Raw genomic sequence first — 20,280 nt, 5'->3', positions numbered from 1 at the left:
ATATATATACATATTTTCAAAGAGATAATTTGTGCGTAGAGAAATATTACAAAGAAGAAAATATTTCATAAACTGATATTTTTAATCTACAAATGTTCGATTCTTGATTCCGCAAAAAACTTGAAAAATATGAATAACTCAGGCGCATTCACCCAACTACGTCCTCTCAGTTTGTTAAGACAGTTATCCAATTGCTCCGACAGTACTTGCTTACAAGCATTGAGTAACTCAGTCTCTTGGTCAATTTACTTAGAACAGGGCAAAATAACCTACGCCACCCATTCAGTAGAACCCTTTGATAGACTAGAACGCCATTTACGTCGCCTCAGCCACCAAATTCCACTCCTTAACAGTGAAGTTCGTGTTCAAGTAAGGCTGATGTTTGAACCTGATGTACACAGTCAGTTAATCGAAGATGACAACAATTCGAGAAACTATCCTCCTGAGTATCAGGCTATATCTTGGCTTGTTAGTCAACAACATCTACATTCTACGCAAGCAGCAGTGCTGGTTCAAGAATTAGTTAAAGAAGTGATTGAATCATTTTTGCTAATCAAAGAAGGTAGTTATGAATTAGCAGAACCACTTAGTAGAATGACAAAAATTTGCAGGCTAGATGTAGAAAAGATTCTAGATCGTTGCCAACTAAAATTACAGAATTGGCAAGCTTTTGTTCCCCAAATTTCTTCTCCATATCAACGTCCATACCTGTTAATTAACAGTAAACTTGAGAACCAAGATTTACCAAAACTCCAGCCAGATTTAACTACTTGGATGAAGGGTTTTAGCGTGTGTCATCTGGCTGCAATTTTGAATCAAGATGAAATCCAACTAGCTCGCAATTTATACCCTTACATCCTTCAGGGTGCGATTATCTTACATGAACCCGATCCACCTTATGATAGATTACCAAAGATTTTTGAGGAGCAATCGCTTTTCTCAAAATTGATTTCAGGGTTAGTTGACACCAAACAAGAACTAAGTACCACTGTCAATTCTTATCCAAATATTCCTGAAGAGAAAATAGTTCCTGTTCAGCGATTACCACAGATTTCTACTCCTTCAAAAGAAAACTTTCAGGAACCAACAATATCAGATAACATAAATTATGCTTCCCAAAGAGTAACGGCTGCTACTGTCACAGCAAAAAAAGTCCATAAAATCGTTTCTGTAGATGATAGCCCGACAATTCTTAAAGAAATTAGCTATTTCTTAGAAAACGAAAATTTTTCTGTAGTGACTATCAACGACCCAGTAAAAGCAGTTTTGTCAATTATAAGGCATAAACCAGACTTAATTTTGCTGGATTTAAATATGCTAGGAATCGATGGTTATGAGTTGTGTCGGATTATACGAAATAATTCCATATTTCAGAAAACTCCTATCATCTTTGTCACTGGTAATAAAGGAATTGTAGACAAAGTAAAAGCGAAATTAGTCGGGGCATCTGGATATCTGACGAAACCGTTTACCCGCGCCGAATTACTAAAAATAGTTTTCATGCATTTGGCTTAAATTAACGGTAAAATATAACGGTTTTAAGCTAGTGAGTACAAATAAATATGGCTACGGTTTTAGTTGTCGAAGATGCTCCTTCTCAGTTAGAGTTAATCAATAGTTTTTTAAGAGACAGCGGACACACGGTAATTAAAGCTTATGATGCCAAAGATGGGATGAGTAAGGCAATAAATCACCAGCCAGATGCAATTATTACTGATGTGGTAATGCCAGAAATTAGCGGTTTTGAATTCTGTCGCCAACTGAAAAGAAATCCAGCAACTCAAAAAGTGCCAATTATTATTTGTAGTTCTAAAAATCAGCCGATTGACCGGATTTGGGGAATGAGGCAAGGTGCAAACGTTTATTTAACTAAGCCTTTTACGAAACAGCAATTACTAAATGCGGTCAAATCTCTTCTAGAGTAGGAAGTGGGGAATGGGAAAAGGTTTTTCGTTTTACCAAGTTTCAGTCATTGTTGATACTTCAGTCTGGTCTTTATCAGAAGATGTTTTAAAAGCCCTGGCGACTATAAGTCGCGGCTATAGAGACGAAAAAACCCACCTTTCCTACAGAATGCCAAGGGCGAACATGGGTTAATCCAATTCTGTATGAAGACGCGCTAAACCATATTTAAGTAAGTAAGTCGGCGAAAAAGATTTAATTCGTAGAAAATTTCAATAGTGATTATTTATCTTTCATCTTAAACAAAAATTAAGGGTGGGCGATGCCCACCCCAAATTATTATCCAATCACCTCAGCAGTCTTCTTCTTATCCAGCTTGAGAATCAACACACCCAAAGGTGGCAAACATAAATCCAGCGAATAAGGACGACTGTGCAAAGACCAATCATCCGTCCACTTACCACCTAAGTTGCCCATATTGCTGCCGCCATACTGACGCGCATCACTATTGAACAACTCAGTATAAAATCCCTTTTGCGGTACACCAATGCGGTAATGAGAATGGGGTTGTGGTGTAAAATTACAAACGACGATCGCAAAATCATTAGAATCCTGATCGCGTCGGATAAAGGAAACTACACTATGGCGATTGTCGCTACAGTCAATCCATTCAAACCCCGGTTCAGCAAAATCCTGGGTATACAAAACTGGTTCAGAACGGTAGAGATGGTTCAATTCCCGGAAAAACGTTTTTAACTGTTGGTGTGGTTCATGCTGCAATAAATGCCACTCCAAATCTGCCCAAGCATTCCACTCACTCCACTGCCCAAACTCCATACTCATAAACATGGTTTTCTTGCCTGGGTGAGCAAACATATAGGTAAATAAACAACGGATATTAGCTAACTTCTGCCATGTATCCCCCGGCATTTTACCGATAATATTACTCTTACCATGCACCACTTCATCGTGGGACAGAGCCAGCATGAAGTTCTCGCTGTGGTTGTACCACATACTAAAGGTAATGTTGTTTTGGTGGAACTGGCGGAACCAAGGGTCCATGCTGAAGTAATCTAGCATATCGTGCATCCAACCCATATTCCACTTCAAGTTAAAGCCCAGTCCACCTGTGTAGGTCGGCCAAGATACCATTGGCCAAGAAGTAGATTCTTCAGCAATTGAGAGAATGCCGGGGAAATAGCTAAAGATAATGTGATTTACCTGACGCAGAAAATCTGCTGCTTCAAGGTTTTCTCTGCCACCGTACTTGTTGGGCAGCCATTCTCCTGGTTTGCGGCAGTAATCATTATACAGCATCGAGGCAACAGCATCGACACGAATCCCGTCAATGTGATACTTATCAAACCAGAAGAGGGCATTTGCTGCCAGAAAATTACTAACTTCATGGCGACCGTAGTTGAACACCAAAGTACCCCATTCTTTGTGTTCGCCTTTACGGGGGTCAGCGTGTTCGTATAGGTGGCTACCATCAAAGAAAGCTAAACCATGTCCGTCTTTAGGGAAGTGACCAGGAACCCAATCTACAATTACCCCTATATCATTTTGGTGACATTTGTCAATAAAATACATGAAATCTTCGGGGCTGCCGAAACGGGAGGTAGGGGCATAGTAACCAGTTACTTGATAACCCCAAGAACCATCAAAGGGATGCTCCGCAATGGGCAGCAATTCTAGATGGGTGTATCCTAATTCTTTGATGTATGGAATGATTCGGTCAGCAAGTTCTCGGTAGGTAAGGAACCGTGCGCCGGGCTTAAGTTCTGAAACGATAACTACAGGTTCAGTTTCACCATTGGGGAGTTTTGCTGGTTCTGCACTCGAAGCGTGTAACCAAGAGCCTAAATGCACTTCATAGACTGAGACAGGCTGGGTAAGAGGGTCAGTGCGACGCCGCTTTTCCATCCAGCTTTCGTCATTCCAACTGTAAGCATCTAAATCAGTGACAATGGATGCCGTTTTCGGGCGGGGTTCCTGCTGGAAACCATAAGGATCGGATTTTTCGTAAATGTGTCCTTCAAAATTTTTGATTTCATATTTATAATGCTCTCCCACACCGATTTCAGGAATAAACAATTCCCAAACTCCGGTAGGGCCTTTACGCATCTGGTTTTTACGTCCATCCCAGAGGTTGAAGTCTCCCAACAATGAGACATTACGAGCGTTGGGTGCCCAAACGGCAAAATAAACGCCTTTAACGCCGTCTATTACTGTGGGATGCGCTCCCAGTTTTTCATATATCCGGTGATGGTTGCCTTCACTAAATAAATGCAGGTCAAAGTCTGTCAAGTTAGGAGAACGGAAAGCGTAAGGGTCATAAATGACACGCTCATGCTCCCCTTCTTTAATGCGTAACTGGTAGTTTGCCAGTTGTGCGGTTTCAATGGTGCATTCAAAAAAGTGGGGATGATGCACCGTTTGCATTGGGTATTCCTTCCGTTGTTCAGGAAGAACAACCCATGCTGCACTTGCATTTGGTAAGTAAGCCCGCACAGCCCAGACAGTTTGGCCGTCTTGTTCTATGGGATGAGAACCTAGTATTTCAAAGGGATCGTTATGCTGATTCCAAACGATGCTGTTAACCTGTTCAGGGGCGATCGTGGTTATGGACATGAAGCTACCTAAGTGAAATAACGTGATTGACTAAATCTACTTTTTTAAACTATCTATATATATTCTTTACATTTATTTGCAATTTTGTCGCCACCGTTATCCTACATCAGAATGGGGACTGGGGATTGGGGATTGGGGATGACTAATAACTAATGACAAATGACAAATGACAAATGACTAATTTATTAAAAATGTAAAAATGGGAAGAACTGAAGCAGGGTTTTACGTAAGCGAAGCAAGTAAATCTGTTCTCGAATTTTGGGTTCTAGTTTTGGTGGCGGGACTTCTTGCAGTTGGGCTTGCAACTGGATGTATTCGGCAGCTGTGAGGAATTTTCCATCAATAGGCGATCGCGCTTCTATGATAATTTGTGTCCGTAATATTTCTTCTGGTGTATCCTCTGGTGGCGGTAATGCGATTACAGATGACCCCCAATCGCTACTTAATATAAGCAAAGTTGCACTAATCACAATTAAGCTCAGTAATTTTATCGCCTTTCTCGCTTTCACTCTCCCCATATTCTAAACTGCGTTCACAACGCAGGATGAAAATCTATTTTTCCCATGCCCTATACCTAAATTTTGGCAATAAAAATCTGGCAATATCAAGTGACATTACCAGGTCTTTCCTGATACAGGATAGACTACAGGGAATGCTCAAGAGCAATTGCCAGTTAGCGATCGCAATAAATTAAATTATTTTGCTCTCTCAAAACTCAGTAGTCTCAGTAATTCAAAATACCAAAAGAGGGAAGTATCTTGCGTAACAAATGGCTGAGATTCACATAACTCAACTCACTCGGATTAGAAACAAAGTTTTATCAGGCGGACACTTGGTTGAGGAAGGAACCCTCTTTACCATACTCAGTACTGAGTCCTGAGTGCTGTTAGCGATAGCGGGGCTTTTAGCCAGTGCTGAGTAAGAATAATACTCAGCACTTTTGCAGTATAGTAAAAGCCTCACCCGATGTTAAGCGGAATCTTCTGATCGGGAGGAGGTTGATACCCCGCATATTCTGGGCAGTCTTTCATCTCAGCACTCGGAACTCAGCACTCAGCACTTTTCATGCGAACCTAATTAATTTAAGCTATGTAGTTAGGAACGCTGTCACTAAGCAGTTCTGGGCGTGATTTAAACTAAAGTTTAAGATGCCTTATTTAGGAGTAGCAGCAGGAGTAGCAGCGGGAGTCGTTGCAGGTGCTACGGGAGTCGTTGCAGGAGTAGAACCAGGAGCAGGTGCATCAGTTGGTTCACCTGTAGCAGCTGGAGTAGCAGTACCAGTACCACCACCACCACCACCTTCACAAGCTCCGAGAATTGTAGCCAGACTTAACATTAGAGCAAAACCAAAGATTTTTGTTTTCATAACTCCTCTTTCACCAATTGTGGCTAGAACAATTTTTCGCCTGTTGAATACGATACCGTATTTATTGCTTTTTTTTAATTCTGCGAGATTACATACTTAAAAAAAACAATCCTTTGGGGTATTCTTTTTGGGATTACGCATCCTGATGAGTTTCTCTTAAACTCAGGAGCAAAACGAAAATTACCAAATTCTCTAGCAAACCGAGCTATGATAGCAAAAAATTTTATTTTTTTCATAGAGTATTGCACCTTGTTACCCGACGTTGCCATACTTTAGGTGCGATACCTAAAGGTTAAGCTGTCCAATTTTTAATCGCTGATTACAAACATTGGATATCTAGGGGATGCAAACACTGGTACAGCTACCTATCAAAAAAATTAAAAGGGTGTAGCCTGTTATGTGTGCTTGTTGTATAGAAGGTGATTTTAACCTCAGCCAAAACAGACAATTAAGACAATCAATCTAAAGTACAGTCTAAAGTACAGTATTTTCCATCTAAAAAAATTATGGTAGTTGCTCGTAAATCTACTGTTTCTGCAAAGGCTAATTGGTTCCGGCGAGATTCCATCCTTTCTTTAGGGAGGCGACGCCCTGCACGTGTGGAGTCAGCAGCACAGAGCGTTTCTCCACCAGTATCCTCTCAAAGACAACAGCGTTCCTCGAAAAATTTAGCGGTTTCTCCCACAAATGAGCCAGTTGTAGCTAAATCAGTGAAAGATTTGGGTAGACGACAAGTTCCAAATCTCAATGAGCAGTCGAGTCCGAATCAGAAGAGTCAGGGGATAGGTTTTTTTGGCCTTCCGACAATGCCTAATTCTGGAGTGACACCTTTGTGGTTACTGCGCTTGTACACCTTTCATCGTTATTCGTCAGTTTTGGCGTTTTTGTTAGTAACATCAACACTTGCTGTGTATGGCTGTACGGTATATTCACAAGAGCTTTGGGGTCAGTCATATCGCAGACTACAAAACCTCCAACGTCATGAGCGGCTGCTAACTACAACCACCGCGACGCTGAAAAATAAAATGGCTAATGAAGCAGAACAACCAACAGCAGGTTTGGTATCGCCAACTCCTGAAGGAATGATTTTCTTGCCTCCAGTATCTCAAAGTCCTAAGCAAGCATCGTCTAACACAACGCCAAATTCTGAAACGCAACCGCAAACACTCTCGCCACTGGGATACTAATCCCTAAGAGTCATTTGTCATTTGTCATTAGTCATTAGGACTGAGACTTCTGGTTAATCACAAAAGGCAACAGACAAAGGACAAAGGACAAACCCAATGCAGAAGTCACCAAGCAAAACAAAATTCAGAAAGTTTCGGAATTCAAAATTTACAGGGCGACACAAGGACAAGGGTGATAAACGAGGGCTTTTGGGAAAATTAGCCTCTAGTATCCAAGACCAAACATCCAGCACTAAGTCCCGACTGTTCATTGTCTGGGGCGTATTAATGGCATCAGGATTGGGGTTGGCTATTAACTTGTATAACTTACAAATTGTCAAGGGGCCAAAGTTAACTGAGCAGGCACGCAACCAGCAAATGGTGAATTTGCGACCTTTTATGCCCCGTCGCCCAGTGGTAGATCGCAATAGTAATCTGCTGGCGATTGACCGTCCTGTATATACTTTGTACGCTCATCCCAAGCTGTTTGATAAGTCTAATGAGGATATGGCAGAGCGACTTGCCCCAATATTGGCAAAAGATTCTGCTGAATTGGTGAAAACTTTTGAAAGTAAAAGAAGCGGAATTATACTTGCGCCAGCCTTACCAGAAGAAATTATCGATCGCGTCATCTCTTTGCGCTTAAATGGCCTAGAGTGGGCTCAAAAATACTCCCGATATTATCCACCAGACGATTTGGTTTCTGACGTGGTGGGCTATGTGAACGTTGACCGTCGTGGTCAAGCCGGTGTGGAATATTCTCAAGAGAAGTTGCTAGAACGTCCTGTGCAAACAGTGCGGCTTAGTCGATCGGGGAATGGGGTACTGATGCCGGATCATGCACCTGAAGGTTTTTTGCATTTTGATGATTTGCGACTACAACTTACTATTGATAGCCGTCTGCAACGAATTGCTCGAATTGCGCTCAAACAACAGATGGAGAAGTTTGACGCCAAACGTGGGGCAGTAATTGTCATGGATGCCTTGGACGGTTCCTTACTCGCCCTCGTTTCTCAGCCTACTTATAATCCTAATGAATACGCTAAAGCTAATATTTCACTATTTAAAAACTGGACGGTGGCGGATCTTTATGAACCGGGATCGACTTTTAAGCCTTTGAATGTAGCGATCGCTCTCGAAAATGGTGTCATCAAACCAGATGATATGTTTAATGACTCCGGTTCTATTCGAGTCGCTAATTACACCATCAAAAATGCCATGAATAATGGTAATGGGCGAATCAGCATCGCTCAGATTTTGCAATATTCCAGCAACATTGGGATGGTGCAAATTATCCAACGCTTAAAGCCTTCAATTTACTACAACTGGCTAGAACGCTTGGGGCTAGGACAAAAAGTTGATACAGATTTACCTTTTGAAGTCGGCGGACGGCTCAAAAGTCAAGAAGAATTTATCGCTTCGCCAATTGAACCAGCTACTACTTCCTTTGGGCAAGGCTTTTCCATGACACCGTTACAGCTAGTGCAAATGCACGGTGCTTTAGCTAATGGCGGTAAGTTGGTTACACCCCATGTAGTTCGCGGGCTGATTGATAGCAAAGGGCAGATGCATGATTCACCAAATCACACCACCCCCCGCCAAATTTTCTCAGCCGCAACAGCCCAAAAGGTTTTGGAAATGATGGAAACTGTTGTTACTCAAGGCAGCGGCAAGGCGGCACAAATTCCGGGATATCGCATTGCTGGTAAAACTGGTACAGCCCAAAAAGCTAGTGCGAATGGCGGATATATCAAGGGTGCGAGAATGACCAGCTTCGTAGCTATTTTGCCCGTGGAATCTCCTCGCTATGTAGTATTTGCATTGGTGGATGAACCAAAAGGAGAAAGTGCTTATGGTTCTACTGTCGCCGCCCCAATTGTCAAGTCAGTAATCGAAGCGCTGATTCCTCTTGAGCAAATTCCGCCCAGTAAGGTGATTGAGCAGCAGAAAGTGCCGTAGGTAGGGGGAGTAAGGGGAAAACTCCTAACTCAGCACTCGGAACTATTTTGCCCAATGCCCCTTTTGTCTGAAACTTAATTTTTCTTTATAACCAGGGAAAGAGGTACAGAAAGCTACTGGTGTGGAAACTTAGATATTAGAGGTGAAAGTAATTTCTCACTTTTTCTAAAGCTACCGAAGATTCCATGCAAAGCAATTTAGTTATATTTCCTAACGCTGGGGCGGCGAAAAATAGCACGCAAACTGAAGAAAGAACAATTACCAAATACGAGCGTGCTGAAGAGCAATTTTTAGAACTGCTAGCAATGGAGGATTTGGACAATAAACTGGATGCAAATCCTATAAGAGCTAGTGAGTTTGAACAGACGCTCTCTATGGCAATTGGCGCTGCTTATGGAAATGATAGCTCTGATGAACAGGCTCACCGTTTTCTCCAACGAATACTTTATCGAATTAATCGGCTAAAGCTGTTTTGGTACGACGATTTGCAAAACTATACCAATGAGCGATCGCTTTATTTGTACTCATGTCGTGACCAAATCGAAGCTGCTTGGCAACAGTGGGAATTAGCACAATTCGATGTGGCTGCACTGCAACAATTGGATGTAAAACACGCTTTAATTGAGCGTGCCTCTGCCGATTTAAATCCGCCTTTGTCGGAGAGTAGCCGCTACATTCGTGAGGAAATGACTGAAGCTGGCTATCGTCACTTACTAGCGATCGGCTCCTTTGATGGCTTGGTTGAAGGTAGTCGTCTTTGCTACGTATTGGGTGGTGCTGCTAATGAAGTGCAGTGTACGCTGGTGCGAGTCCTAATAGAAGAATACGGCAATGGTCGTTTATCGCGCAAGCATTCGACATTTTTTGCTCAAATGCTGGCTGAATTTGGGATGAACACTGAACCAGAAGGATACTTTGATTTAGTCCCTTGGCAAGTCTTAGCCGCTGCTAATCATAACTTTCTGACTACCGATCGCAAACGCTATTTCTTGCGTTACAGTGGCGCGTTGACATACTTTGAGGTGGCTGGTCCTGCGGCTTATAAAAACTATCTAGCGGCGGCGCAACGATTGGAACTGTCAGAGGCGGCGATGGGTTATTGGGAACTGCACATCAGGGAAGATGAACGTCACGGTCGTTGGATGTTAGATGATGTAGCTTTGTCTTTGGCAGAACGCTATCCGAATGATGCGTGGGAACTTTTGCTTGGCTATGACCAGGAGAAACTCATGGGCGATCGCGCCGCTGACGCTGTTGTGCGATCTATACGCGAAGCAGAATAAGTCGCTTGACTCGTATGAACAATCCAAAAAACTATAAATAGCAGGTTATTTTTAGCGTTGTAATTTGACATTTCTAAGTCATTTTATTGCTTACTCACCTGCAAATACATTTCTTTAGCAAATGGTTGCTAAAGGAACAGTTTTTATTGCCTTTATACAAGGTAATAAATAACCTCCTATTACCCTGATTATACCTTATACATTGAAGTGAAGTCAAATGAAAGATATCTTTTTTTGTCCTGAAGAATCTAATTTCTACTCCAACTGCTTAGAAAGCTTTGTGATCAGAAATTGTCAAAATTCTGAATCTATTGTGGAGTTTGGTTCAGGAGATGGTAGTCCTGTAATCAATTCCTTATTGAGGAACAACTTTGATGGAGTCATCCAGGGATTTGAATTAAATACCTCTGCATGGAAAGTGGCAAATTCAACCATCGATGAATACAATCTCACTAATAAATATATTATCCATAATTCATCTTTGTTTAATGCTTCTCAACCCGATGCCGAATATCTGGTAGCCAATCCTCCCTATCTGCCCGCACCAGATAATGATATTTATATGCCACTCTTATTTGGAGGCGTGGATGGAGCCACAATTACTAACGAGCTTTTATCGTTAGGTTATGAAAATGTATTGGTTTTAATATCTAGCTTTTCTAATCCCATAAATACGTTGAACATAGCAAAAGAAAATGGTTATTATGTTCAAAACTTCATGGTTTTACCTTTGCAGTTTGGCTACTATAGCTCTGATCCCAAGGTAAAGAAGCATATCGAAAAACTTCAAAAAAATCAGATGGCATTTTATTCTGGCAATTATTATTTTTTAGCTGGAGTTTTATTTAAGAAATGCCAGGAGTCTGCAATTGATTTATCTAATCAATTAGCTCAGGTGATGACTAGTTTGTGAAAATTGAGAGTCTCAGATTCCCAACTTGTTGAATGAATCAGTTGGGAATATTGTTGCTCATTATTACTACAACTTTGATTTGATCATCCTGAATTTCATGGGGAACCAAGTTTAAATTGAAGTTTCTCCTTCACTGCGAAAGCCATATCTGGGTAATCGCTAAATACGCCATCAACACCTAAGTTGAAAAATAATTCATATTCAGCTTGGGGATTTCCTTGAAAGTCTAGTGGTAAAAAGTAGTCTTCATTGCGGAAAGTCCAGACATGAACCAGCAAACCTGCTGCATGAGCATCTGTAACTAAAGATGTAGGCGATGTCTGGCAACAAGCCTCTTCTCTACGAGACGCTTCGCGAATGCGTCTACGCAATTTACCATTACTGTCTCTCGGAAACAGTAAATTTTTATGAATTCCAATCGCTTTTGCATATTTAGCAATTTCTTTTAAACCTGATGCTGTAACTAAATCTGCATAAGTGCTTTCACAACCACTAACGACAAAATCATAAGGTTTACCACTGTCATTCAGCAATTGCACCAGAGGTAAATCTGTCTTTGTAGATAAATCTTGTAAATTACTCACTTCAAAAGACTGAATGAAAACAGGTGCGTTAGCTCCCTGATAACCGTTGGCTGTTAAAGTTGCAAGTAGTGGTGCTTCTAGAGCTAATCCAATAGATTGAAAGTAAGTTGGGTGCTTAATTTCTGGGTAAATGCCAATCTCCCGATTAATTTCGCGACTTTTAACTTTGACTAAATCGATGATTTCTTGCAGCGTCGGAATTTCTAAGAGTCCATCATAGGCGGTATTTTGAAAGCGCAGTTGGGGAATTCGCTCTTTAGCTCGTAGTGTTTTCAGTTCTCTTAGGGTAAAGTCTTCAGTAAACCAGCCAGTTTTGGTTTCGCCATCAATTATTTTGGTAGTTTGCAAGTGAGCAAATTCTGGATGGTTTGCAATGTTGGTGGTTTCAGAAATCTCATTTTCGTGACGAGCAATTAAAACGCCGTCTTTGGTAGAGACTAAATCAGGTTCAATATAATCAGCACCCAGGGCTATTGCTAACTCATAAGCAGCTAAAGTATGTTCAAGACGGTAGCCGCTAGCGCCTCGGTGTGCAATGATAATTGGAGATACATTTTGCACAGTTCTACTCATTACTTTCCCTGCCTCAAAAACTGGTATATAAAACAGGAGTTACGTCGCTTCTCTACGAGACGCCAAGGGCGAACGCTCGAATTCAAAATTCAAAATGACGCTCATTCGCTCTTAGCGTCTCCCTTTGGGAGAAGACTCGCTCTAAGCGTTGGCGCAGCCTCTCGTAGAGAAGCCATGCCGTTGGCGGAGCCTCTCGTAGAGAAGGCTTTACGCTGCGCTAACAAAATTCAAAATTAATGATCTCCATAAATAAATTTAGGGGCTTGTATGATGAGTCGTTTTCGGTCAGAATACAGAATACTCTACCCAAGTCCTGACTTTTCACGGTATCTGGAAAACCTCTCTTCTATTTCTCTCTCCTTGTAGGAGAGAGACTTTGAATTTTCCCCCTTCCTGTTTCGGGAAGGGGGCTAGGGGGTTAGGTCAATCGTTAGCTTTTCCACATGACCTGAATTGTCAGACCCAAGTCAAGGAAACTTTCGCTCTCGCACTTCTGCGGCATAATCTTGCACAGCTTTGGTAATCGTCTCGCGCAAATTTGTGTAAACTTTAGCGAATGGTGGATGCTTTTCTGCCAGTCCAAGGACATCTGAAGTCACTAAAACTTGTCCATCGCAGTGAATTCCCGCACCGATACCAATTGTGGGAATACTTAATTTTTGTGAAATATGCATTGCCAAATCTGCGGGTATATGCTCTAGCACGAGGGAAAATACACCCGCTTGTTCGAGAGCGATCGCTTCTTGTAAAATTCTCTCACTGGCCTCTTGCGTCTTACCTTGTTGTCGCAAACCCAGTTGATGTATTGATTGCGGTGTCAAACCCACATGACCCATAACTGGGATTCCGGCTTGTACTAGACGAGCGACAGTTTCCGCCATCGCTGGATAGCCACCTTCCAACTTTACTGCTTGAGCGCCCGTTTCCTTCAGCACCCGTCCAGCTGAGTGCATCGCTTGTTGGAGACTTTCTTGATACGTCAAAAATGGTAAATCTACAACTACTAATGCCCGTTTCACCCCACGGCGCACAGATTTGGCGTGATATATGATTTCATCCAAAGTAATTGGCAGTGTTGTTTCATACCCTAGAACTACTGCCATAGAATCACCCACAAGGATTAAGTCTACACCAGCTGCGTCGAGGAGTTGAGCGATCGCATAATCCCAGGCGGTCAACGCCACAATTGAACGTCCTTGTTGTTTCCATTGAATTAATTGCTGGGTAGTGATTGCCATTGCCAATTTTAGATTTTGGATTTTGGATTTTGGATTGGGGATTAGGTATTGGTTATTTAAGTATTGGGTATTAGGAATAAAATTTCCTAGTCTCTAGTCCCTAGTCCCCAATCCCTAATCCCTACTTAACAGCGCGACTGAAAGCAATATGGGGTTTTGCACTGTCCGTTTTGGGCATTAACCAAGCCAGACCTTCACTAGTGCCTATCCATAATTTATTAGCGATGTCAGGTGCAAGGGTAAGAACCCGACTAGAAGGAAGTCCAGCAACTTCTGCATCTAACACAGCTCCTGTATTTGGATTTAATCGTAACAAACCATTACTAGTCCCGACCCAGAGACTACCATCTTTAGCAAAACGTATCGCTTTCACGTCACGCCCACGTAAGCGAGTTACAGACCGCAACACTGCGCCAGTTTTTGGGTTAATAACTAGCAAATTATTTGCCATTCCCGCCCAAATTAACCCTTCTGGACTAATAGCTAAAGCTTGTACGGTTGTCCCTGGTAAATCAGCTATCCGCTTCATAATCGCAGCACTAGCAGTATTTACCCGTACCAATCCATCAAGAGTGCCAACCCACAGTTGACCTTCAGCATCTAAAGTCAGGGCGTTGGCGCTGACACCAGGCAGATTTTTTAATGTTGTCATAATCAAGCCTTGGTCGGGACTAATTAAAGCTAAACCGCTATCAGTTCCAGTCCACAAATAACCACGCTTGTCAAGTAACAGTGACAACACGCGTTTAGAAGGCAAAAATAAATTCTGCGCGGTGATTTCGCTAGTGCGGGGGTCCACTCGGATTAATCCTTCATAACTTCCCACCCACAAACGTCCTACTTTATCTTGGGCTAAAGCACCAATAGCAACATTTGGCAAGCTAACACGAGAAATAATCTTGCCAGTTTTAGGATCAATCCGCGATAGTCCGCGCCAAGAACCTACCCAAAGATTACCTGTAACATCTTCCAGTAAGTTAGCGACACGATAATCTGTTTCTGGCGAATGTTCTTGCACTCCTCGCTCATCGGGTAAGGGTTCTACTCGCGGAGGCGGTGCAGAAGGTAGATAAGCGGGGGCTACATCAGATGAATTAACGTCAGGGGTTTTTTGTGCCCATCCCATACTTGGTAAAGCTATCAACCCCAACACAATAGAAGTAATCAATAAACTAGTACGCTTGCAAAACAATACCACGGTGACATTCCCTTTGGAGACAGTACCCATAGCCGTAACCGAAACTAGCTTTGGGTTAACTCCAGTGTTCCCCTAGCTGGGATTTTTTAAACATTGGGGATTGGGGACTGGGGATTGGGGACTGGGGATTGGGGATTGGGGACTGGGGACTGGGGACTGGGTATTGGGGACTAGGTATTGGGTAATAAGAAAGTATTCCTAAGCAATAAAGATTAAATAACATACAATTTATCGTAAATTAAAGGGTTTAAGAACCTGCAATCTACATGTAGCACCCATTTCAGTCGGGGTTTGTCTTGAGAAATCGCTCCACTTGGGATGCATCCCAAGACCGCGTTTCTCGCTAAATCCCCGTCTGAAATTTCTTTAATTTTGAATTTTGTTAGCGCAGCGTAAAGCCTTCTCTACGAGAGGCTGCGCCAACGCTTAGAGCGAGTCTTCTCCCAAAGGGAGACGCTAAGAGCGATAGCGCCGGCGGCAAGCGAGTCATCGAGCGTCACGAGCGTCATTTTGAATTTTGAATTGTTAACTCCCTGGTTTCCCTCACCCTCAATCCCTCTCCTTATAGTTTCTAAATATTTAAATATACGTGAGTTCGATAAACCTCTCCCTGCCTTGAACTAAAGTTCAAGTCTGTCCCTCTCCGAGTCGGAGAGGGACGGTTTTGCATAATGAAGAGTGCTGAGTTCCAAGTGCTGAGTGCTGAGTTGAAAGACCGCCCGGAGCGGGGTATCAACCTTCTCTCTATAAGAAGATTCCGCCCACAAGGGGCGGGGCTTTTACCGTAGTGTAGAAGTACTGAGTACTTCTTAAATTTACTCAGCACTCAGCACTCAGCACTGAGTGGGTAAAACCTTCTTAGAGGTCTTTTTTACGGCTAATTAGATGGACACTATTGTGATTCGTCGAACTCACGTTAAATATTTATTTCCTGGTCTCCAGTCCCCAATCCCCAATCCCCAATCCCCAATCCCCAAATACCACTAATGACACTTTGTAAAGCATTTGTAACAAAATGTTTAAATCTTTATGTAATAACAAAATTAAATAGATAAGTTAAAAACTTTCAAAGAATAACTTATCGAATTCTTGATATATTGTGAAACAAGTTACAAATTACGTGGCGTGCAATTTTTTTATCTTTCGCTCACCACTTTGCTAAATCTCTGTCAAGTAAATTCTTTTCTGGTATCTTTTCCATCAACGGAGAAGATATGAGGAGTGTAAAGGCGGGAATGTGTGCCAGCCAGCCCAATCCCCTGAATATCCCGATTTATGGGGGAATTATCGAAATCAAGCCGCAAAAAGCGGAAGTTTTGGTGAAATTGAGAAGGTTTAGTTGGTGCAAAGAAGAGGTAAAAAAGAATTTTAATTTTTAGCAAGAGGGAACAGTAGAAGCGCTAGGTCGTGTATCTCTAAAAAGGGATAACACTGGTGAGGAGGGCTACCACCGCTACCAAAGTGTCCGCCGCAAAAAAACTGCTAACCTTTGCCAAAGAAAACTCCTAACAAAATTTTTCTTGATCTTCCCTTCGCTCAAAAGGGGCTAAGAGCAGGTTGAAAGGAAGTTGCACAAAACGTGGTTTGATAATTAACAAGAGTGATTTCAGGGAAGGATAAAATTATGTCTTACGCTCAAACGAAGACTCAGAGCAAATCTGGGTATCAAGCCGGGGTTAAAGATTACAGATTAACTTATTACACACCCGATTACACACCAAAAGATACCGATCTTCTAGCTGCGTTCCGCATGACACCTCAGCCTGGTGTTCCTCCCGAAGAAGCAGGTGCGGCTGTAGCGGCTGAATCTTCCACAGGTACTTGGACAACTGTGTGGACAGATTTGCTTACCGACCTCGATCGCTACAAAGGTCGTTGTTATGACATCGAACCAGTTCCCGGCGAAGACAACCAGTATATTGCCTACGTTGCCTATCCTTTAGACTTGTTTGAAGAAGGTTCTGTAACCAACGTATTGACCTCAATCGTCGGTAACGTATTTGGTTTCAAAGCTCTGCGCGCACTACGTCTAGAAGATATCCGCTTTCCAGTAGCTTATATCAAGACCTTCCAAGGGCCTCCTCACGGTATCCAAGTTGAGCGCGACAAGTTAAACAAATACGGTCGTCCTTTACTGGGTTGTACCATTAAGCCGAAATTGGGTCTTTCTGCAAAGAACTACGGACGCGCTGTATACGAGTGCTTACGCGGTGGTTTGGACTTCACCAAAGACGACGAAAACATCAACTCTGCACCATTCCAAAGATGGCGCGATCGCTTCTTGTTCGTTTCTGAAGCTATTGCGAAAGCTCAAGCTGAAACCGGTGAAATCAAAGGTCACTACCTCAACGTCACCGCCCCAACCTGTGAACAAATGTTACAACGGGCTGAGTACGCTAAAGAACTCAAACAGCCCATCATCATGCATGACTACCTGACCGCAGGTTTCACCGCTAATACCACATTGGCTCGTTGGTGCCGCGACAACGGTATCTTGCTACACATCCACCGTGCGATGCACGCTGTAATTGACCGTCAAAAGAACCACGGTATCCACTTCCGTGTATTGGCTAAAGCCCTACGTTTGTCTGGTGGCGATCATATCCACACTGGTACAGTAGTTGGTAAGTTGGAAGGTGAGCGCGGCATCACAATGGGCTTCGTTGACCTATTGCGTGAAAACTACATTGAGCAAGACAAGTCTCGTGGTATTTACTTTACCCAAGACTGGGCTTCTCTACCTGGTGTAATGGCAGTTGCTTCTGGTGGTATCCACGTATGGCACATGCCCGCACTCGTAGAAATCTTTGGTGATGACTCCGTACTACAATTCGGTGGTGGTACTCTAGGACACCCTTGGGGTAACGCTCCTGGTGCAACCGCTAACCGCGTCGCCTTGGAAGCCGTTATTCAAGCACGTAACGAAGGCCGCAACTTGGCTCGTGAAGGTAACGATATCATCCGCGAAGCTGCCAAGTGGTCTCCTGAACTGGCTGTTGCTTGCGAACTGTGGAAAGAAATCAAGTTCGAGTTTGAAGCAATGGATACCGTCTGATCTTGAAGTTAAAAGTTAAAAGGTAAAAGGTAAAAGAAAATAGCCATTCCCTCTTTTTACTTTTTACTTTTTACTTTTTACTTTTTTAGGCTGGGGTCAAGCATGAATCTTAAGCAAATTGCGAAGGACACAGCCAAAACTCTCCAAAGCTATCTGACTTATCAGGCTCTAAGGACAGTATTGGCACAGCTAGGCGAAACTAATCCGCCATTAGAACTTTGGTTGCATAACTTTTCGTCTGGCAAAATTCAAAATGGTGAGTCATTTATTGAACAACTGTTGCGAGAAAAACCAGATTTGGCTTTGCGAATCATGACTGTCAGAGAACACATTGCGGAAGAAATTGCAGAATTTTTACCGGAAATGATTCGCACTGGCATTCAACAAGCCAACATGGAGCAGCGTCGCCAGCATTTAGAACGCATCACACGAATAGACACATCTAACCCCAGTCTGCAACCAGAACAGCAAACAACTTCAGATCAGAATTTGGATAACTTATCCAATTAGTTCGGTCAATCTAGATAGTAAAAATCGCAACCCATTATCAAAAGCTATGCAAACTTTACCAAAAGAGCGTCGTTACGAAACCCTTTCTTATCTTCCCCCTCTGTCTGACGCTCAAATTGCCAAGCAGATCCAGTACATTTTGAATCAAGGTTACATTCCAGCGATCGAATTTAACGAAACTTCTGAGCCAACAGAATTATATTGGACACTGTGGAAACTACCTTTGTTCAATGCTAAATCTACTCAAGAAGTATTGAGCGAAGTTCAAGGATGCCGTTCTCAATTCAACACCAGCTATATCCGTGTTGTGGGTTTTGACAATATCAAACAGTGCCAAATTCTTAGCTTCCTTGTTCACAAACCCAACAGATACTAAGTCTATTTAGTTGGAATTAATCATGGGATAGTTCAATTAATTTGTCTATCCCTGTATAGGAGAGGTAGAATTATCTGCCTCTCTTTTTTATAATTACACCTTAGGGAACATAAGCATTTATACTTCACGATTTAATACATTATCCGAAGCGTACCGCTTGGTGGGAGAATAAAAACGAGAAATGATGCAAGCCTTGTCTTATCTCCAGCCCAAAGGAATCTATAGAAATGTGGAAACGAATTGTATTAATTTTGCTATTGGTGTTGAGCTTCAGTCTGAGTAATTCTGATGTAGCTGCTGCGTCTGGACTCAAAAGCTTTGTAGACACTAGTGATGGCTATCAGTTTTCATATCCTAACGGCTGGCTGCCAGTTAAAGTTGCCAATGGGCCAGATGTGGTTTTCCACGATTTGATTGAGGTGTCTGAAAACGTTTCGGTTGTGATTAGCCCAGTTCCAGAAGGGAAAACCTTATCAGAATTAGGAACCCCAACAGAAGTAGGATACAAATTAGGAAAAGCGGCTCTCGCGCCTCCTGACTCTGGTCGTTCGGCTGAATTAGTCAATGCGGCGCAGCGAGAAGTAGACGGTAAAACATACTACCTTTTGGAGTATGAGGTTAAACTCCCCAATCAACAAGAACGTCACAACATCGCCAGTGTTGCTGTGAGTCGTGGTAAACTTTTTACCCTCAACGCCTCAATTCCTGAAAAACGCTGGCAGAAAGTTAAACGGATGATTGATGAGGTTGTTAATTCTTTTTCTGTTTATTAATCGGGGAGTAGGGAATAGGGAATAGGGAGTGGGGAATAGGGAAAAGGGAAGAGAAAATATCAAAAATAAAGATAATGCCCAATGCCCAATTAACAAATTTTTCTAAAATCTCATGAAAATTCCACCTTTTGTACTTGCTTCAGCTTCCCCAGCCCGACGCCGGTTGCTGCAAACTGTTGGTATTGAACCGATAGTTCGACCTAGTGACTTTGATGAGTCGCAAATTGAACTAAGTGATCCAGCAGAATTGGTTAAAACTCTTGCCGACTACAAGGCAAAAACTGTAGCCCCGCAGTTTGAATCAGCTTTGATTATGGGTTGTGATTCAGTTTTGTCGATGAATGGTGAAATTTACGGCAAACCAACAAACACTTCTGAAGCGATCGCTCGTTGGCAGATAATGCAAGGTAACTTTGGTGATTTGTACACAGGTCACGCCTTAATTGATATAGACCAAAACCGTACTTTAGTCAAGTCTCAAGTTACAAGAGTTTACTTTGTTCAAATGAGCGATCGCGCCATTGAAGCTTATGTTGCCACAGGTGAACCCCTCAAGTGTGCCGGTGCCTTTGCCATTGAGGGTTTTGGTAGTTTCTTCGTAGAAAAAATCGCCGGCTGTCACAGCAATGTCATTGGACTCAGTTTACCCCTACTGCGGCACATGCTTGCGGAACTGGGATACGATGTCACAGATTTCTGGCAATAGTCCTTTGTCCAAAGTTAATAACCAATGACCAATCCCCAATCCCCAAT

Annotated in this window: 17 protein-coding genes; 11 read left to right on the top strand and 6 right to left on the bottom strand. The window is 42.5% G+C overall.

Going from position 1 to position 20,280, the window contains the following annotated elements:
* The first annotated feature begins 129 nt into the window (after positions 1-129).
* Together V7L07_RS08520 and V7L07_RS08515 are read left to right on the top strand one after the other, a co-directional pair.
* A complete protein-coding gene (locus tag V7L07_RS08520; protein WP_335056832.1) occupies positions 130-1,515 on the top strand; it encodes a response regulator in 1,386 nt (461 codons plus the stop codon).
* A gap of 47 nt (positions 1,516-1,562) precedes the next feature.
* Positions 1,563-1,925, top strand: a complete 363-nt coding sequence (locus tag V7L07_RS08515; protein ID WP_335056830.1) for a response regulator transcription factor — start codon at positions 1,563-1,565, stop codon at positions 1,923-1,925.
* 316 nt (positions 1,926-2,241) lie between these two features.
* Here the strand turns inward: V7L07_RS08515 and glgB are convergent, their stop codons facing one another.
* The 3 genes from glgB to V7L07_RS08500 form a co-directional block, all read right to left on the bottom strand.
* Positions 2,242-4,533, bottom strand: coding sequence for a 1,4-alpha-glucan branching enzyme (gene glgB, locus V7L07_RS08510; RefSeq protein ID WP_335056828.1), 2,292 nt, complete (start codon positions 4,531-4,533; stop codon positions 2,242-2,244).
* Between the two features lie 185 nt (positions 4,534-4,718).
* The gene (locus V7L07_RS08505; RefSeq protein WP_335056826.1) at positions 4,719-5,051 is read right to left on the bottom strand and encodes a hypothetical protein; all 333 of its coding nucleotides are present in this window, start codon (positions 5,049-5,051) and stop codon (positions 4,719-4,721) included.
* A 635-nt stretch (positions 5,052-5,686) separates the two neighbouring features.
* Entirely contained in the window at positions 5,687-5,899 is a 213-nt protein-coding gene (locus V7L07_RS08500; protein WP_335056824.1) for a hypothetical protein, read from the bottom strand.
* Positions 5,900-6,405: 506 nt separating this feature from the next.
* On the opposite strand from V7L07_RS08500, the gene V7L07_RS08495 reads away from it, so the two are divergent.
* The 4 genes from V7L07_RS08495 (at position 6,406) to V7L07_RS08480 (ending at position 11,220) form a co-directional block, all read left to right on the top strand.
* Positions 6,406-7,086, top strand: a complete 681-nt coding sequence (locus tag V7L07_RS08495) for a hypothetical protein (RefSeq protein ID WP_335056822.1) — start codon at positions 6,406-6,408, stop codon at positions 7,084-7,086.
* Between the two features lie 96 nt (positions 7,087-7,182).
* Complete coding sequence (locus V7L07_RS08490) at positions 7,183-9,024, top strand: peptidoglycan D,D-transpeptidase FtsI family protein (protein WP_335056820.1); 1,842 nt, start codon at positions 7,183-7,185, stop codon at positions 9,022-9,024.
* A gap of 185 nt (positions 9,025-9,209) precedes the next feature.
* Positions 9,210-10,307: an iron-containing redox enzyme family protein gene (locus V7L07_RS08485; RefSeq protein ID WP_335056818.1), complete on the top strand. Its 1,098-nt coding sequence runs from the start codon at positions 9,210-9,212 to the stop codon at positions 10,305-10,307.
* Between the two features lie 217 nt (positions 10,308-10,524).
* Positions 10,525-11,220: an SAM-dependent methyltransferase gene (locus tag V7L07_RS08480; RefSeq protein ID WP_335056816.1), complete on the top strand. Its 696-nt coding sequence runs from the start codon at positions 10,525-10,527 to the stop codon at positions 11,218-11,220.
* Positions 11,221-11,315: 95 nt separating this feature from the next.
* Here the strand turns inward: V7L07_RS08480 and V7L07_RS08475 are convergent, their stop codons facing one another.
* The 3 genes from V7L07_RS08475 to V7L07_RS08465 form a co-directional block, all read right to left on the bottom strand.
* The gene (locus tag V7L07_RS08475) at positions 11,316-12,377 is read right to left on the bottom strand and encodes a glycerophosphodiester phosphodiesterase (protein ID WP_335056814.1); all 1,062 of its coding nucleotides are present in this window, start codon (positions 12,375-12,377) and stop codon (positions 11,316-11,318) included.
* Positions 12,378-12,844: 467 nt separating this feature from the next.
* Positions 12,845-13,615 (bottom strand): 3-methyl-2-oxobutanoate hydroxymethyltransferase, encoded by a 771-nt coding sequence (panB, locus tag V7L07_RS08470; RefSeq protein WP_335056812.1) that lies wholly within the window; start codon positions 13,613-13,615, stop codon positions 12,845-12,847.
* Between the two features lie 121 nt (positions 13,616-13,736).
* Entirely contained in the window at positions 13,737-14,843 is a 1,107-nt protein-coding gene (locus V7L07_RS08465) for a ligand-binding sensor domain-containing protein (protein ID WP_335056810.1), read from the bottom strand.
* Positions 14,844-16,437: 1,594 nt separating this feature from the next.
* Between V7L07_RS08465 and V7L07_RS08460 the strand changes: the two genes are divergently transcribed.
* From V7L07_RS08460 to V7L07_RS08440, 5 genes are all read left to right on the top strand, one after another.
* Positions 16,438-17,868 carry a form I ribulose bisphosphate carboxylase large subunit gene (locus V7L07_RS08460; RefSeq protein ID WP_335056808.1) on the top strand — a complete coding sequence of 477 codons (1,431 nt, stop codon included), beginning with the start codon at positions 16,438-16,440 and terminating at the stop codon, positions 17,866-17,868.
* A 102-nt stretch (positions 17,869-17,970) separates the two neighbouring features.
* Positions 17,971-18,378 (top strand): RuBisCO chaperone RbcX, encoded by a 408-nt coding sequence (gene rcbX / locus V7L07_RS08455; protein ID WP_335056806.1) that lies wholly within the window; start codon positions 17,971-17,973, stop codon positions 18,376-18,378.
* Positions 18,379-18,424: 46 nt separating this feature from the next.
* Positions 18,425-18,754: a ribulose bisphosphate carboxylase small subunit gene (locus tag V7L07_RS08450; protein WP_335056804.1), complete on the top strand. Its 330-nt coding sequence runs from the start codon at positions 18,425-18,427 to the stop codon at positions 18,752-18,754.
* 227 nt (positions 18,755-18,981) lie between these two features.
* Entirely contained in the window at positions 18,982-19,527 is a 546-nt protein-coding gene (psbP, locus tag V7L07_RS08445; protein WP_179063821.1) for a photosystem II reaction center PsbP, read from the top strand.
* 112 nt (positions 19,528-19,639) lie between these two features.
* Positions 19,640-20,233, top strand: a complete 594-nt coding sequence (locus tag V7L07_RS08440; protein ID WP_335056802.1) for a Maf family protein — start codon at positions 19,640-19,642, stop codon at positions 20,231-20,233.
* Positions 20,234-20,280 lie beyond the last annotated feature (47 nt).

It is taken from the genome of Nostoc sp. (genome assembly GCF_036916985.1).
Classification (GTDB): Bacteria; Cyanobacteriota; Cyanobacteriia; order Cyanobacteriales; family Nostocaceae; genus Nostoc.
The sequence above is the reverse complement of the archived record's forward strand: the minus strand, read 5'-3'. Positions and strand labels throughout refer to the sequence as shown.